We start from the raw sequence: 15,330 nt of genomic DNA, 5'->3' as shown, positions 1-15,330 counted from the left end.
CGGTAGCGGAAAGGAAGCTGGACGCCTTCCGGGCCGACATCGCCGCCTGGCGCGACATCTCCATTGCCACCGATTTCGACACGCACGCCCGGGATTCGGCACTCGATGCTGGACAGGACGGCCTGAATTGATCGTCGGCAGCGATGTCTAGGTTCAAGAACGGAAATACACTCATGCGCGTGACAACATGTGGAGCTGCGGCCCTTACGGCCGCTATGGTCCGGGACGGTGATGCCCTGCTCGAGCCGCGGCGCTGGACGATGTTCGTGATCCTGCTGGTCGGTGCGTTCCTGCCGCCGCTCGACTTCTTCATCGTCAATGTGGCGCTCCCCTCGATCCGGGGAGAATTGGGCGCCTCCTCGTCGGCCGAGCAGCTCGTCATTTCTTCCTATGCCGCGCTCTATGCCGTGACGCTGACGACCGGTGGGCGGCTCGGCGATCTGTTCGGTCGCGGCCGTGTGTTCTTTCTCGGCCTGATCGGTTTTGCCGCCGCCTCGATGCTGCGGCTTCGCCTGGTCGTCCTGGGTGCTGGTCGCCGGGCGCGCATTGCAGGGCGTAACGGCCGCCGTGATGGCGCCCCAGGCGCTCGCTTCGGTGCAGGCGATTTTCCCGGAGGGGGAGAAGCCGCTCGCCCTCAGCATCTATGGTGCGATCTTCGGTCTGGCCGCGGTGGTCGGGCAAGCATCCGGCGGCGTCCTGATCTCACTAGATCTCATGGGGCTGGGGTGGCGGGCGATCTTCCTGATCAACCTGCCGGTGGCGATGCTCGTCCTGCTGTTCGGCATTCCTCTGCTGAAAGAGACACGCGCGCGCGACGCACACCGGCTGGATCTCGGCGGCATGGCGCTGTCGATGCTGACGCTTGGTGCGCTGCTTGTGCCGCTGATCGAGGGGCGCGAAGCTGGCTGGCCGCTCTGGTCCTGGGTCTTGCTCGTCGGGGCGCCGCTGCTGGCGTGGCTCTTCTGGCGTTATGAGACCCGGCTCGCAGGTGCGGGCGGCGCCCCTCTGCTCGATCCGAGCGCCTTGCGGGTGCCGGGACTGGGCCGCGCGCTGCTGATCGCGCTGTTGTTCTATTCGATCGGCAGCTTTTTCCTGCTGTTCTCGGTCTATCTACAGGGCGCATTACAGGTAACCCCGCTGCAGACCGGCCTTGCCTTCCTGCCGTTTGGGGCCGGCTTCCTGTTCGGACCACTGTCGACGCCATTTTGCCGGCGGCTCTTCGGCGCCTATGTCAATGCGATCGGCATGGGGCTGGAAGTTGTCGGGTTCCTGGGGCTGGCCGGGCTCATTGCGGCGACACTGACCGGCGTGCATCCCGCGCCAATGCCGCTTGCCGCCCTCCTGTTCGTCATCGGTTTTGGGCAAGGGCTCGCGCTGCCGACCCTGATGGCGATGGTGACGGCCGGGTCGCGCCGGACTTTCCGGCATGATCGCCGGGATGGCCAGCTCGACTCTCCAGGTCAGCACCGCGCTTAGCATCGCCGTGATCGGTGGGATCTTCTACGAAGTACTGGGCGCGCGAACCGATCCGGCCGCCATCACTCAGGCGCTCATCGTCGCCGTCCTTTGCATTGCCTTCTGTCTCGCTGGAAGCGCGGCTCTGAGTATCACCCTCGTCCGGCTGGCGCCTCCTCCGCACGACAAGGCAGAGAGGCAGGTTTGACCCCTCCACGGCGCATGCCCAGAGGCGTCTATTGCCAATGACGCGGCTCCATTCGAGTGAAGAGCCGGACGGCTTCTGTTTGCGAGGTCGGCCACGCGGGTTGCCCGATTGCCCCTTCTGGAACTGCGTCCAGACGGGAGGATTCCCATAACCAAGCGGCTTGTCGTCCCAATCAGCACTCATGGGCCGCGCCTCCGGCGTGCGCGGGGGCGGCGAGCATCCTCTCCTCATGCTCTTCAAAACCAAGGCCGCTGGAACCATGACGTGCTCGCTTGCCCGTCACCCGCTCCCAGCGCCGCACAATGGTGTCGCAGTACAAGGGATCGTACTCGATCAACCGGGCCAGCCGTCCGGTCTTCTCCGCGGCGATCAGGGGCGAGCCCGAGCCGCCAAACCCATCGACGACAATCTCGCCACGTCGTGAACAGTCGCGGATAGCGTCGGCGATCAAGGCGACCGGCTTGACCGTCGGATGCATGGCGAGTTCCTCGCCGCGCGCTTTGCCGGGACTGGTGATCCCCGGATAGTCCCACACATTGGTCCGGTGCCGGCCGGTTCCGCCCAGTCCAAAACTGTTGGTATGCGCAGCATCGCCCTTCTTGAACACGAAGATCAGCTCATGCTTGGAGCGGTAGAAGCTGCCCATGCCGCCATTGGTCTTGTTCCACACGACGAGGTTCTTCAGCTCGGTGAAACAGGCTCGTCCTGCCGTCAGCATCTCGCCCATATGCCGCCAGTCCATGCACACGAAGGCGATGGCGCCATCGCGCATGACGGAAGCGGTGTTGCCGAGCGTGGTGGCGAGGAAGCTCGTGAACTGATCCTCGCTCATCTCGCCGCTGGCGAAGGCGAATTCGCGGTGCCGCACGCTGCCAAGCCCGCAGACATTGCCGTCGATCTTCACGTTGTACGGCGGATCGGTGAAGACGAGATCGGCCCTCTCCTCGCCCATCAACGCGCGGAAAGTGTCTGGATTCTGGGCGTCGCCGCAGATCAGCCGGTGACGTCCCAAATGCCAGATGTCGCCGAGAGCACTGACCGCCGCGCCACCGACGATGGGAACATCGTCCTCCGGGACATCCTTGCCATCCGGCTTGGCCTCGCGCGCCTCATCCAGCACCAGATCGATCTCGGCCAGACTGAAGCCGGTGAGTTCGACTTCGAACTGAAGGTCGATGAGCCCCTGCAACTCGATCGCCAGCAGTTCGCGATCCCAGCCGGCATTGAGGGCGAGCTTGTTGTCGGCCAGCACATAGGCGCGCAGCTCGGCCGTGCTCAGATGGGAGAGCGTCAGCGTCGGGACACTGGATCGTCCGAGCCGCTTGGCGGCCTCGACGCGACCATGGCCGGCGACGATCTCACCAGAATCGCTGATAAACACCGGATTGACGAAGCCGAAGCGCTCGATGCTCGCCGCGATCTGGCGGATCTGCTTCTCCGAATGGGTACGTGCGTTCCGCGCGTAGGGTTTTAGCGAGGCGATGGGGCGCTCGACGAGCGCATGCAGGGCAGACGCCGCGCGGGCAGATGATTTTGACAAAGGGTCTCTCCGAAAAGGTCAGGGGTCATGGCGTGGCGGAACGGCGTCGTGCTCATGACTGATCTCCCATCCAGTCGTAGGCCTTCGGATGTCCGGTTCATCGCTCTCCGCGACTCATACGGACCATTTTAGGTTGCGAGAACAAAACGAGTTCGCGCAACTCCTAAGGGTATGGCGTGCTTACTATCTCGCTACCGGCTACCATGATAGCTTGGATGTCCCTCTTGCGCTCAAGTCACCAAGGGTGGTCGCGGCGCGAATTGGACGAGTCATACGAGTGGAGTGCTCTGAGCCGCCGTCCGCTGCCAAATTCCCTGTTCTACCGAACACAAATTCCCTGTTTTTCGTGGGCGAATTCTCTGTTCATCCGTGCGGGTCGAGCGGACGAGAATAGCTAGAAGCGACGGTATGTTAGGCGCTTAGCGCCCCGCGGCGAGGGCTGTCCGCACCGGAAGTCGCCAGATTTCCGAGAAAACAGGGAAATGCAGGTGGAGAACGGTTCTCGCCACACGGCGGCCTCGCCCACATGCGGCGTGACGATTTTTTCCATTTGCCTCAAGCTAACTGCCGGATAACGGCCGGCGTCGCTTTCGTCCCCGCGGTTCGTCGTGCCCCCGCATCAAGCTCATTGCACAAGTCGGCACCGATGTTACATTTCATGCAACACATGAAACGGAGCCGCGTCGCCGCCTCGCGCTGGTGATCGGTTCGATCGGCTTCGGCCGGGGACAGAATAATGGTCGATGAGACCCATAAACCGGCAGATCTCCGGCCGGCCGCGTGGCCGTGCAGGGAGGAGCCGCCGCAGACGCGCCATCGTTCGCGCCATTGGCATGGCCGGCGCGGCGACGGTGCCGCGGCCGACCGCCCGCAGGGTGATTCCTGCTACGCGGCGCTTGATCTCGGCACCAATAATTGCCGCCTGCTCGTCGCACGCCCGACGGCGGGCGGCTTCCGCGTCGTGGATGCCTTTTCACGAATCGTGCGTCTGGGGGAGGGGCTGATCGGCTCCGGCCGTCTCGGCGAGATGGCGATGAGCCGGGCGATCGAGGCGCTGGGCGTATGTGCCTCGAAGCTGTCGGCGCGGCGCATCGCCGGCCAGCGGCTCATTGCCACCGAGGCCTGCCGCTCGGCGGTCAATGGTGACGCGTTCATCGCCCGGGTCGAGGCGGAGACCGGCCTCCAGCTGGAGATCGTCGATCGCGAGACCGAGGCGCGCCTCGCCGCCGCCGGCTGCACGCCGCTGGTCGACCCCTCGTCCGAAGGGGCGCTGCTGTTCGATATCGGCGGCGGATCGACCGAGGTCGTCTGGCTGGATCGGCTCGAAACGCGCGATGGCGGCCCGCCGGCGGCGGTCATTCGTGCCTGGGTATCGGTGCCGCTCGGCGTCGTCACCGTGGCGGAGCGCCATGGCGGGGTGCTGGTGACGCGCGATGGTTTCGAAGCGATGGTGAACGAGTTTCGCCCGCACCTCGACAGCTTCGTCAGCGCGGTGGGACCGCATGATTGCGGCCGGCTGCATCTGCTCGGCACGTCCGGGACCGTCACCACCATTGCCGGCGTGCATCTCGATCTGCCCCGTTATGACCGCTCCCAGGTCGACGGTGCCTGGCTGGATGCGCCGCAGGTCTGCGGCGTGGTGGATCGCCTTCTCGCCATGCCGTTCTCCGAGCGGGTCGCCAATCCGTGCATCGGCGCGGAGCGGGCGGATCTGGTGCTGGCGGGCTGTGCGATTCTCGAAGCCGTGCGCCGCGCCTTTCCCTGTGACCGTCTTCGCGTCGCGGATCGCGGGCTGCGCGAGGGTATTCTGGTCGAACTGATGCGCGCCGATCGTGTCTGGCGCAGCGGAGCCTATCGATGAATGAGCGGGTACCGGGCAAGGGGCCGGGCGCGGGCCGCGGCGAGGCGCGGCCGCTGAAGGTGCGGCTGAAGAAGGCGCGTTCGCTGTCCTCGTCGTCGCAGAAATGGCTGCAGCGGCAGTTGAACGACCCCTATGTCGCCCGTGCCAAGCGCGAGGGCTGGCGCTCGCGCGCGGCCTTCAAGATCATCGAGATCGACGAGAAGGTGAAGCTGCTGCGCCCCGGCCTGCGGGTGGTCGATCTCGGCGCGGCGCCGGGCGGCTGGAGCCAGGTGGCGGCGAAGGCGGTGAAGGCCGAGGAAGGCCGCGGCAAGGTGGTGGCGATCGATCTTTTGGAGATCGACCCCATTCCGGGCGTCGACTTCGCCCAGCTGGATTTCCTCAAGGACGATGCTCCCGCCACGTTGAAGCAGATGCTGGGCGGCGAGGCCGATCTCGTTTTGTCCGACATGGCCGCCAACACCACCGGGCACCGGGCGACCGACCATCTGCGCATCGTCGGGCTGGTCGAGCTCGCCATCGACTTCGCCCGGCAGGTGCTGGCCCCCGGCGGCGGCTTCGTCGCCAAGGTGTTCCAGGGCGGCACCGAGAACGCGCTGCTCGCCGAGCTCAAGCGCGACTTCGCCACCGTGCGCCATGTGAAGCCGCAGGCGAGCCGGGCAGATTCGGCCGAGCTCTATGTGGTGGCGACCGGCTTTCGCGGGCGCCAGAACAGGGACACCTCCAGCGACGAGGACAGCGAGGGCTGACGCCGCCGCGATCAGGCGGTGCTGCCCATCTCGCCCGGCGCCTCGGTCGGCGCGGCCGGCTTGCTGCCCGGCTTGCGGGCAAGTTCGGCGCCGGCGTCGTCCGGCAGGCGCAGATAGAAGAACACCGAGCAGACGGCGATCAGCGCGACCGCCGTGAAGGCGACGCTGAAGTCCTCGAGCTGGATGGTGCCGTCGCCGCGCCAGCTCCGCATGCCGTCGAGGATCAGCGCCGCTACCGCGACGCCGGTGGAGATCGACACCTGCTGCGCCACGCTGGCGAAGCTGGTGGCGCGGCTCATCGCTTCGTTGGAGATGTCGGCATAGGACAGCGCGTTGGTGCTGGTGAATTGCAGCGAGCGGAAGAAGCCGCCGAACAGCAGCGCGCCGATCAGGACCAGATGCGGCATGTCCGGCCGGAAGAAGGCGGAGACGCCGATGAAGGCCGAGGCGATCACGCAATTGACGATCAGCACGCGGCGGAAGCCGAAGGCGCGGATGATCGGGGCCGCCGTGAGCTTCATCGTCATGGCGCCGGCCGCCGAGGCGAAGGTGATCAGGCCCGAGGCGAAGGGCGTCATGCCGAAGCCCAGCTGCAGCATCAGCGGCAGCAGGAAGGGCAGGGCGCCGATGCCGATGCGGAACAGCGAGGCGCCGACCACGCCGGCGAAGAAGGTCGGTACCTTCAACAGCGTCAGATCGAGGATCGGCCGGTCGGTGTGCCGCGCGTGGCGCACATAGAAGGTCATGGCGACGGCGCCGACGGCGATCACCGACAGCGCGATCCAGGGAGCCACCGCGTGCTGCCCCAGCAGCGCGAAGCCGAAGACGAGGCCGGCGAGGCCGACGCTCGAGAGCAGCATGCCGTGCAGGTCGAACGGGGCCACGTCCTCCTCGCGGATATCCGGGATGAACAGGCTGGCGAGGACCACGCCGACGATGCCGATGGGGATGTTGAGGAAGAAGATCAGGCGCCAGTCGAAGTAGGTGGTGATGAAGCCGCCGATCGGCGGCCCGAGCACCGGGCCGAGCAGGGCCGGGACGGTCAGCCAGGCCAGCGCCGACACGAGTTCGCCCTTGGGGACGGTGCGCAGAATCACCAGCCGCCCGACCGGTACCATCATCGCCCCGCCCATGCCCTGGATGATGCGGTAGATCACGAAATCCGTCAGCGAGGTGGCGAGCCCGCAGAGCAGCGATCCGATGGTGAAGACGACGATGGCGGCGCGGAACACCGTGCGCGAGCCGAAACGATCGGCGAACCAGCCGCTTGCCGGGATGAAGACGGCCAGGCTGAGCAGGTAGGAGGTGAGGGCCAGCTTCAGTGCGATCGGATCTTCATGAAGATCGACGGCGATCGCCGGGAGCGAGGTAGAGATCACCGTCGAATCGAGCTGCTCCATGAACAGGGCGCAGGCGACGATGAGCGGAACGAGACGTTCGGGGCGCACGGGCTGTATCCGTCTTGATCGCCGGATCGGAAGGGCGGCAGGTCTCTATAGCCATATGGCCGGCGCATCGCGAGCGTGTCGCTCCGTCATCTCGCGTCTTCGTCATTGCAATTCGCAAGGGCGGCCAGACGCGGGGCGGCAATGCGTTTCGCACAGAGCGAGACCGCTAGGAATGGCGGCCGGGCCATGGTATGAGCCCTCGCCAACTCGAAGAGAGCGGGCGATCTTGCTGCCCGTGTCGCTTTGACCATTCCATTCATCGGGCACATGCGGGTCGTCCCCGCCTGCCCCAAATCGGGAGTTGGCGATGCCGGTGATCGACGGCCTCGCGCGGGAAGCGCTTACATTCGACGATGTCCTGCTGAAGCCCGGCCTGTCCGATGTGATGCCTGGTCAGGTCAATATCGGCTCGCGGGTCACCCGCACCATCCAGCTCAACCTGCCGATCCTGTCCTCGGCCATGGACACCGTGACCGAGTCGCGCATGGCCATCGCCATGGCGCAGGCCGGCGGCCTCGGCGTCGTCCACCGCAACCTCGATCCCGAGGTGCAGGCCGAGCATGTGCGGCAGGTGAAGAAGTTCGAGAGCGGCATGGTGGTGAATCCCGTTACCATCCACCCCGACCAGACGCTGGCCGACGCGCTGGCGCTGATGAAGCTGCATTCCATCTCCGGCATCCCGGTGGTCGAGCGCGGCCCGAACGGGCGCGGCGGCAAGCTGGTCGGCATCCTCACCAATCGCGACGTGCGCTTCGCCACCCATCCCGACCAGCCGGTCGCCGAGCTGATGACCAAGGACCGGCTCATCACCGTCAATGAGGGTGTCGAGCAGGCGGAAGCCAAGAAGCTGCTGCACCAGTTCCGCATCGAGAAGCTGCTGGTGGTGGACGGCGACTATCGCTGCGTCGGCCTGATCACCGTGAAGGACATCGAGAAGGCGGTCGCCAACCCCAACGCCACCAAGGACGAGCAGGGGCGCCTGCGCGTCGCCGCCGCCACCACGGTGGGCGAGGACGGCTTCCGCCGCACCGAACTGCTGGTCGATGCCGGCGTCGACCTCGTGGTGGTCGACACCGCCCACGGACATTCCCGCAAGGTTCTCGACCAGGTGAGCCGCATCAAGCAGCTTTCCAACAAGGTGCAGATCCTGGCCGGCAACGTCGCCACCGGCGAGGGCGCCCGCGCGCTGATCGATTCCGGGGCGGATGCGGTGAAGGTCGGCATCGGGCCGGGCTCGATCTGCACCACCCGCATCGTTGCCGGCGTCGGCGTGCCGCAGTTCACCGCCATCCTCGGCGCGGTGGAAGAAGCCAGCAAGCTCGACACACCGGTGATCGCCGATGGCGGCATCAAGTTCTCCGGCGATCTCGCCAAGGCGCTGGCCGCCGGCGCCGAATGCGCGATGATCGGCTCGCTGCTCGCCGGCACCGACGAGAGCCCGGGCGAGGTCTATCTGTACCAGGGGCGCTCCTATAAGTCCTATCGCGGCATGGGCTCGGTCGGCGCCATGGCGCGCGGCTCGGCGGACCGCTACTTCCAGGCGGAAGTGAAGGACACGCTGAAGCTGGTGCCGGAAGGCATCGAAGGCCAGGTTCCCTACAAGGGGCCGGCATCCGGCGTGCTGCACCAGCTCGCCGGCGGCCTGCGCGCCGCCATGGGCTATGTCGGCGGCGCCGATCTGGCCGAGTTCCGCGAGAAGGCGCAGTTCGTGCGCATCTCCGGCGCCAGCCTGCGCGAGAGCCATGTCCACGACGTGACCATCACCCGCGAGAGCCCGAACTACCCCTCGCGGACCTGACAAGGATGCCGCCGGGGATCGGGTTCCCGGCGGCACGCTCCCTCCTCGGGGCTTCGGGACCATGACCTACACCACCATCCTGCTGCCGGTCTTCGCGATGGTGCTGCTCACCTTCGCGGTGCTGCTGCGGCTGGGGTGGCTGCGCTTGCAGGCCGTGAAGAGCGGGCAGGTCACCGATCGTGACGGGGCGGCGGCAGGCGAGGAAAAGGTCTGGCCGCTCAAGGTGCGGCAGGCCTCGAACTGCCTGCGCAACCAGTTCGAGGTGCCGGTTCTGTTCTATGTGCTGAGCGGGCTGGTGCTGGTGACGCGCAAGGCGGACTTTCTCTATATCGTCCTCGCCTGGATCTTCGTGGCCAGCCGCTGGATCCATGCCGGCATTCATTGCGGTCCGAATGCCATCGGGCCGCGCTTCTCGCTGTTTTTCATCGGCGTGCTGGCGCTGATGGCGATGTGGCTCCTCTTCGCCCTCTCCATCCTCTTCGCGCCGATCGTGCCGTGATTGTCGGATCGTAACATGACCCCTTCCGCGCGGCTTGCCGCTGCCATCGACATCGTCAATGCCATCGCCGCCGATCGGCGCCCCGCTTCCGAGGTGCTGAAGGAGTGGGGCCGCGGCCATCGCTTCGCCGGCTCCGGCGATCGGGCGGCCATTGCGGCGCTGGTTTATGACGTGGAGCGCCGCAAGGCCTCCGCCGCCTATCTGATGGGCGCGGAGGAGGGGCGGGCGCTGGCGCTGGGCGCTCTGAAGCTCGCGCGCGGGCTCGATGTGGATGCCATTGCCGCGCTGTGCGACGGCTCGCGCTTCGGACCGGCGCCGCTCACCGAGGAGGAGCGCGGCAAGCTGGAGGCCGGCAGCCTCGACGGCGCCCCGGCGCCGGTCGCCGGCGACTATCCCGAATGGCTCGACGCCTCGCTCGCCGCGGTGTTCGGCGAGGCCCGGGCGGCCGAGGGACAGGCGCTCGCCGAGCGGGCGCCGCTCGATTTGCGCATCAATACGCTGAAGGCCGCGCCGGAGAAGGCGACCGAGGCGCTGGCGCACCTCAACCCGGCCACCACCGACTGGTCGCCGCTAACCCTGCGCATCGGCTTCGAGGCGGACGGCAAGGCGCATGCGCTGACCGCCGAGCCAGCCTTCATCAAGGGGCAGGTGGAAATCCAGGACGAGGGCTCGCAGATCGCCGCCATCCTCGCCGCGCCGCCGCGCGGTGGGCAGGTGCTGGACCTGTGCGCCGGCGGCGGCGGCAAGACGCTGGAACTCGCGGCGCTGATGGACAATGCCGGCCAGCTCTACGCCTATGACAGCGACATGCGCCGGCTCGCCCCGATCCATGAGCGGCTGCAGCGCGCCGGGGTGCGCAACGTGCAGGTGCGCACCCCGCGCGGTGCCACCGACGTGCTCGCCGATCTCGAAGCGCGCATGGACCTCGTGCTGGTCGACGCACCCTGTACCGGCACCGGCACCTGGCGCCGCAACCCGGACGCCAAGTGGCGCATGCGCCCCGGCGCCCTCGCCGAGCGGCAGAAGGACCAGGCCGAGGTGCTGGACGCCGCCGTCCGCTTCGTGAAGCCCGGCGGGCGCATCGCCTATGTCACCTGCTCGCTGCTGGACGAGGAGAATGGCGGGCAGGTGCGGGCATTCCTCGCCCGCCACCCTGATTTTGCCGTCGTGCCGCCGGACGACACCGTGCTGGCGCTCGGCGAGCGCGGCATCCGGCTGAAGCAGGCGGCGCTCGCCAGCGCGGAGGGCCTGCTGCTGACTCCGCGGCGCACCGGCACCGACGGCTTCTTCGTCAGCCTGCTCGCCCGCGCGGCGTGACGGCGAACGTGCCTTTTGCAGAAGTGCCTTTGATTGTGGACGTGACACAGGACAGCGATTAGAAGCCCGCCATGACCCAGACCGCTGACACCCCCACCCACGACACCCTGCTCATCATCGACTTCGGCTCGCAGGTCACGCAGCTCATCGCGCGGCGCGTGCGCGAGACCGGCGTCTATTGCGAGATCCATCCCTTCCAGAACGCCGCCGAGGCGTTCGAGCGGCTGAAGCCGAAGGGGGTGATCTTCTCCGGCGGCCCGGATTCGGTGACCCGCGAGGGCAGCCCCCGCGCCCCGCAGGCGGTGTTCGACAGCGGCGTGCCGATCCTCGGCATCTGCTATGGCCAGCAGACCCTCGCCACCCAGCTCGGCGGTGTCGTCGAGGGCGGCCACGCCGCCGAGTTCGGCCGCGCCGATGTCGAGATCAGGGCGGCGAGCCCGCTCTTCGACGGTGTGTGGGAAGTCGGCAAGCGCTACCCGGTGTGGATGAGCCATGGCGACCGGGTGACGCAGCTGCCCGAGGGCTTCAGCGTCATCGCCACCTCGGAGAACGCGCCCTTCGCCATCGCCGCCGATGAGGGCCGGCAGTACTACACCACCATGTTCCATCCCGAGGTGGTGCACACGCCGGATGGCGGCAAGCTGCTCGCCAATTTCGTGCACAACATCGTCGGGCTGAAGTCGGACTGGACGATGAAGGCCTTCCGCGAGGAGGCGATCAAGCGCATCCGCGAGCAGGTGGGCACCGAAAAGGTGATCTGCGGCCTGTCCGGCGGCGTGGACTCCTCCGTCGCGGCGGTGCTGATCCATGAGGCGATCGGCGACCAGCTCACCTGCGTCTTCGTCGACCACGGCCTGTTGCGTCTCGGCGAGGCGCAGAAGGTGGTGACGCTGTTCCGCGACAGCTACAACATCCCGCTGGTGCATGTGGACGCCGAGGAGCTGTTCCTCAAGGCACTCGAGGGCGTCACCGACCCCGAGGTGAAGCGCAAGACCATCGGCAAGCTGTTCATCGACGTGTTCGAGGACGAGGCGAAGAAGATCGGCGGCGCAGCGTTCCTCGCCCAGGGCACGCTCTATCCGGACGTGATCGAGAGCGTGTCGTTCACCGGCGGCCCGTCGGTGACGATCAAGAGCCACCACAATGTCGGCGGCCTTCCCGAGCGGATGAACATGAAGCTCGTCGAGCCGCTCCGCGAGCTGTTCAAGGACGAGGTGCGCGCGCTCGGCCGCGAGCTCGGCCTGCCGGAAGTGTTCGTCGGCCGCCATCCCTTCCCGGGGCCGGGTCTGGCGATCCGCTGCCCGGGCGAGATCACCCGCGAGAAGCTCGACATATTGCGTCTCGCCGACGAGGTGTATCTGGAGGAGATCCGTCGCGCCGGGCTCTATGACGCCATCTGGCAGGCCTTCGCGGTGATCCTGCCGGTGAAGACGGTGGGCGTGATGGGCGACTACCGCACCTATGACTATGTGGTGGGCCTGCGCGCGGTGACCTCGGTGGACGGCATGACGGCGGATTTCTACCCGTTCGACATGGCTTTCCTCGGCCGCGTGGCGACGCGCATCGTCAACGAGGTGAAGGGCGTGAACCGCGTGGTCTACGATGTGACGTCGAAGCCACCCGGGACCATCGAGTGGGAATGAGGGGTAGTGTTGTGGCGTATATAAGCGTAGCGTAGAGTATCTATTTTGGTATCATATTTGCAATTGTCTACGATATATACCGAATATTACTTTGCACTCTAGAGCCGTGACCTATATTCCATAGTGAACTAACGCTGCATTACCTATTCGCTCGGTGGAGGGGCGCCTTGAGGTCGTCCAGATCCACGAGTACCTGCTGAGGTTCGCGATCAAGCGGCATGTTTGCGGTATCATGTGCAGCGTCTGGGGCACCGATTTCGTCCGCGTCCAGGTGGTGGATGTCAACAGCCTCAGCACCGAGCACAAGTTCGGCAAATATCTGCGCGAGGCCTCGGTGCTGCCGATCTATGACGGCGGCAATATGGGCATGCAGCGCCGGCGCGTCCACGGCATCATCGCCCATGAGGACTTCAATGTCCGGGCGATCATGAACGACGAGTTCGTCGCCTCGAGAAGGACATGGAGGAGACCGGCACGGTGGCCGACCCGCTCATGGCCACGCGCAGCCGGATGACCGCCGCCGAGTAGCGCGACCTGTCGAGCCAGCCATATGTTGGCCGGCTCGCCCCTTCGGCACGGCGAACGGCCGTTTCACATGCCGTCATGAGGCGCACCGGCTGACAAGCCGGGGCTGGATCGAGCGGAGGGAGGGGGCGAAGCAGGCCGCCTCCTGTCGAGACCTCACAGGATGAAATCGCTGGCGACCAGGGCCATCGGCTTGAGGTGGATGTCGAAATCGGCCACCGCATCGCCATTGATGTCGCCATAGACCTCGGTGCCGGCACTGGTGGTCGCGGTGCGCAACTCGCCAATGACGCCGTGGAAGCCCGCCGGGCCGATGAAGGTAAAGGCCTGGTTGCCGGAAGCAGCGGTGTTGGCATCGATCCCGGACAGATCGATCTTGTCGGCCTCGGCATGGGAAAAGTCGGCGATATAGTCCCGCAGCGCCGAAGAGGTGCTCATCTCGCTGACGGACTTGAAGACGAAGCGGTCGGCGCCGCTATTGCCATTGAGCCCGTCCCGGCCGATGCCGCCATAGAGGACGTCGTTGCCGAGACCGCCGTTCAGCATGTCGTTGCCCGCATCGCCATAGAGAATGTCGTTGCCTTCCACGCCGGTGAGGACATTGCTGCCGACATCGCCGGACAAGATGTCGCCGAGAACGCTGCCGATCACATTCTCGAAATTGGCGAACGTGTCTCCCTGGGCGTGGCCGCCGCTTGCCGTTTCGATGGCAAGCGATATCGTGACGGCGGCGTTGCTGGCCGAATAGTCCAGCGTGTCACTCCCATCTCCGCCATCGAGGGTATCGTCGCCCGCGCCGCCCGCGACCTCGTCATCGCCCGCGCCGGCGAGGACCGTGTCCGTGCCGCCGCCGGCCTTGATGATATTGGCCGCCGAGGTGCCGGTGATCGTGTCGCTGCCGTTGCCGGCAATCAGGTTTTCGAAATTGGTGAAGCTTTCGCCGAAATTGGTCGCGCCGGTCACCATATCGATCACATAGAGGCCGTTCCAGCTGGTGGTATCGAGCGTATCGACGCCCGTGCCGCCATCAAGGAATTCGTTTATTCCCTGGGTCTCACCAGCATAGATTCTGTCGTTTCCGGCGTCTCCGTAGTAATGACCTTCCCCGCCCGAATAGAGAATGTCATCGCCATTGTCACCATGCACATTCTCCTCGCTGCCGTTACCGCCATAGATCGTGTCGTTGTTGTCGCCGCCGCTGATGGTGTCGATGCCGCTGCCGCCATCAATGAAGTCGTCGCCCGTGCCGCCATTGATGGTGTCGCCGCCGCCCTGGCCGAACAGCGAATCATTGCCGGCACCGCCATTAACGATGTCGCTGCCCATGACCGGGTTCGTCGCGCTGGCCGCGTGGCCAGTCACCGATAGGTTCATCAGGAAAGTGTTGTTTTCGGTAAAGGTCGAGCCGGGCCCGCCGCCGAAGGGCCGGATATTGATGTAATAGATGCCGGCATTGGCCAGAGTGTAGGAAAGATAGGGATCGTAGGACGATATGCTGCCGGCCGTGGACGGGAAGGAACCCAGCCCGCCATCCGTGACCAGGCTGTCGTCCGCCGTGGCGATGATATTGCCCAGACTGTCTTGAAGCTCGATCACCAGATCGCGCGTCACGCCGATCGACGTCTGGCTGCCAAAATCGATGTCGATCGTGATGGTCTGGCCGGCGCCAACCGCAACCCGGTAGAATTCGCTCTGGCCGATCGTCGCCTCGGCGATCACCGTGGTGTGTGGAATGGTACTGTTTCCGATCAGCGGATTTTCGCTGGTCGTCCACGTGCTGGTCAGCGTTTCGAGATTGAAGGCGTTGGCGATGGAACCGTTGAGATAGGAGGCGTTCGGAATCCAGGTGTCGCTGCTATCGGCCATCACCCAGTCGTCACCGCCGTTTCCGTTGATCGTATTGTTGTCGGTGCCGGTCGATCCCTTGAAGCCGATGACGAAATCATCATTGGCCGTCCCGTTCATCGGTTGGCCGGTATAGACATAGCTGATCGCCATGGAGCTGCCCTTTCGTCGCGTGGATGGGCGGTCTCTGAAAAGCGATCAGAAAATACACATTTTTTTGACCCAACGTAAGAGGCGAGTTCCGCGGAAGCCTCTCGTCGCCAAAGGTCTGACGCCATTTTCCGGCGGCCGATCCGTGGCCTCGCTATTCCGGCCGGTGCGACTCTGGCAATCATGGGAGAGTGCGCGAACACCTTTGATGCTCGCAGATCACCTGCCCCTCGACGACGCTCCGGTCGGGACAGACCCGCAAGCTCACCAGGCGGTTGGCGAAGGAGACCGGCAT

At 65.7% G+C, this 15,330-nt stretch carries 12 protein-coding genes and 2 pseudogenes; 10 read left to right on the top strand and 4 right to left on the bottom strand.

Features of this window, described 5'->3' with window-relative positions:
• Window positions 1-143 precede the first annotated feature (143 nt).
• The 3 genes and pseudogenes from KHC19_RS26320 to KHC19_RS25840 all read left to right on the top strand — a co-directional run.
• A pseudogene (locus tag KHC19_RS26320) lies at window positions 144-440 on the top strand (hypothetical protein); the annotation flags it as partial.
• An 85-nt stretch (window positions 441-525) separates the two neighbouring features.
• On the top strand, window positions 526-1,476 hold the full coding sequence (locus tag KHC19_RS07590; protein WP_343207671.1) for an MFS transporter: 951 nt from the start codon (window positions 526-528) through the stop codon (window positions 1,474-1,476).
• A complete protein-coding gene (locus KHC19_RS25840) occupies window positions 1,427-1,663 on the top strand; it encodes a hypothetical protein (RefSeq protein WP_246548454.1) in 237 nt (78 codons plus the stop codon). Before KHC19_RS07590 ends, KHC19_RS25840 begins: the two co-directional genes overlap by 50 nt.
• A gap of 75 nt (window positions 1,664-1,738) precedes the next feature.
• Here KHC19_RS25840 and KHC19_RS25835 read toward each other — a convergent pair.
• Window positions 1,739-1,846: pseudogene (locus KHC19_RS25835) on the bottom strand (DUF5681 domain-containing protein); the annotation flags it as partial.
• On the bottom strand, window positions 1,836-3,203 hold the full coding sequence (locus KHC19_RS07585) for a site-specific DNA-methyltransferase (RefSeq protein WP_246548350.1): 1,368 nt from the start codon (window positions 3,201-3,203) through the stop codon (window positions 1,836-1,838). The gene KHC19_RS07585 and the pseudogene KHC19_RS25835, both read right to left, overlap by 11 nt.
• A 736-nt stretch (window positions 3,204-3,939) precedes the next feature.
• Here KHC19_RS07585 and KHC19_RS07580 point away from each other — a divergent pair.
• Window positions 3,940-5,064 carry a Ppx/GppA phosphatase family protein gene (locus tag KHC19_RS07580; RefSeq protein WP_213351726.1) on the top strand — a complete coding sequence of 375 codons (1,125 nt, stop codon included), beginning with the start codon at window positions 3,940-3,942 and terminating at the stop codon, window positions 5,062-5,064.
• Window positions 5,061-5,810, top strand: a complete 750-nt coding sequence (locus tag KHC19_RS07575) for an RlmE family RNA methyltransferase (RefSeq protein ID WP_213351725.1) — start codon at window positions 5,061-5,063, stop codon at window positions 5,808-5,810. Before KHC19_RS07580 ends, KHC19_RS07575 begins: the two co-directional genes overlap by 4 nt.
• An 11-nt stretch (window positions 5,811-5,821) precedes the next feature.
• On the opposite strand, the gene KHC19_RS07570 is transcribed toward KHC19_RS07575, so the two are convergent.
• Window positions 5,822-7,258, bottom strand: a complete 1,437-nt coding sequence (locus KHC19_RS07570) for an MFS transporter (RefSeq protein ID WP_213351724.1) — start codon at window positions 7,256-7,258, stop codon at window positions 5,822-5,824.
• Window positions 7,259-7,565: 307 nt separating this feature from the next.
• Between KHC19_RS07570 and guaB the strand changes: the two genes are divergently transcribed.
• The 5 genes from guaB to KHC19_RS07545 all read left to right on the top strand — a co-directional run bounded on the left by guaB (window position 7,566) and on the right by KHC19_RS07545 (window position 13,029).
• Window positions 7,566-9,056 carry an IMP dehydrogenase gene (guaB, locus tag KHC19_RS07565; RefSeq protein WP_213351723.1) on the top strand — a complete coding sequence of 497 codons (1,491 nt, stop codon included), beginning with the start codon at window positions 7,566-7,568 and terminating at the stop codon, window positions 9,054-9,056.
• A gap of 61 nt (window positions 9,057-9,117) precedes the next feature.
• Window positions 9,118-9,555 carry an MAPEG family protein gene (locus KHC19_RS07560; protein ID WP_213351722.1) on the top strand — a complete coding sequence of 146 codons (438 nt, stop codon included), beginning with the start codon at window positions 9,118-9,120 and terminating at the stop codon, window positions 9,553-9,555.
• A 15-nt stretch (window positions 9,556-9,570) separates the two neighbouring features.
• Window positions 9,571-10,872 carry an RsmB/NOP family class I SAM-dependent RNA methyltransferase gene (locus KHC19_RS07555; RefSeq protein WP_213351721.1) on the top strand — a complete coding sequence of 434 codons (1,302 nt, stop codon included), beginning with the start codon at window positions 9,571-9,573 and terminating at the stop codon, window positions 10,870-10,872.
• 71 nt (window positions 10,873-10,943) lie between these two features.
• The gene (gene guaA, locus KHC19_RS07550; protein WP_213351720.1) at window positions 10,944-12,515 is read left to right on the top strand and encodes a glutamine-hydrolyzing GMP synthase; all 1,572 of its coding nucleotides are present in this window, start codon (window positions 10,944-10,946) and stop codon (window positions 12,513-12,515) included.
• Window positions 12,516-12,747: 232 nt separating this feature from the next.
• A complete protein-coding gene (locus tag KHC19_RS07545; RefSeq protein ID WP_246548348.1) occupies window positions 12,748-13,029 on the top strand; it encodes a hypothetical protein in 282 nt (93 codons plus the stop codon).
• 167 nt (window positions 13,030-13,196) lie between these two features.
• Here the strand turns inward: KHC19_RS07545 and KHC19_RS07540 are convergent, their stop codons facing one another.
• Window positions 13,197-15,038: a calcium-binding protein gene (locus KHC19_RS07540; RefSeq protein ID WP_213351719.1), complete on the bottom strand. Its 1,842-nt coding sequence runs from the start codon at window positions 15,036-15,038 to the stop codon at window positions 13,197-13,199.
• Between the last annotated feature and the right edge of the window lie 292 nt (window positions 15,039-15,330).

Source organism: Ancylobacter oerskovii (assembly GCF_018390555.1).
Taxonomy (GTDB): domain Bacteria; phylum Pseudomonadota; class Alphaproteobacteria; order Rhizobiales; family Xanthobacteraceae; genus Ancylobacter; species Ancylobacter oerskovii.
The sequence above is the reverse complement of the archived record's forward strand: the minus strand, read 5'-3'. Positions and strand labels throughout refer to the sequence as shown.

Excerpts from the sequence above, each read along its gene's own strand:
- guaA (WP_213351720.1), top strand. The coding sequence starts at position 10,944 with ATGACCCAGACCGCTGACACCCCCACCCACGACACCCTGCTCATCATC.
- KHC19_RS07560 (WP_213351722.1), top strand. The coding sequence starts at position 9,118 with ATGACCTACACCACCATCCTGCTGCCGGTCTTCGCGATGGTGCTGCTC.
- KHC19_RS07545 (WP_246548348.1), top strand. The coding sequence starts at position 12,748 with ATGTGCAGCGTCTGGGGCACCGATTTCGTCCGCGTCCAGGTGGTGGAT.
- guaB (WP_213351723.1), top strand. The coding sequence starts at position 7,566 with ATGCCGGTGATCGACGGCCTCGCGCGGGAAGCGCTTACATTCGACGAT.
- KHC19_RS07555 (WP_213351721.1), top strand. The coding sequence starts at position 9,571 with ATGACCCCTTCCGCGCGGCTTGCCGCTGCCATCGACATCGTCAATGCC.
- KHC19_RS25840 (WP_246548454.1), top strand. The coding sequence starts at position 1,427 with ATGATCGCCGGGATGGCCAGCTCGACTCTCCAGGTCAGCACCGCGCTT.
- KHC19_RS07580 (WP_213351726.1), top strand. The coding sequence starts at position 3,940 with ATGGTCGATGAGACCCATAAACCGGCAGATCTCCGGCCGGCCGCGTGG.
- KHC19_RS07540 (WP_213351719.1), bottom strand. The coding sequence starts at position 15,038 with ATGGCGATCAGCTATGTCTATACCGGCCAACCGATGAACGGGACGGCC.
- KHC19_RS07575 (WP_213351725.1), top strand. The coding sequence starts at position 5,061 with ATGAATGAGCGGGTACCGGGCAAGGGGCCGGGCGCGGGCCGCGGCGAG.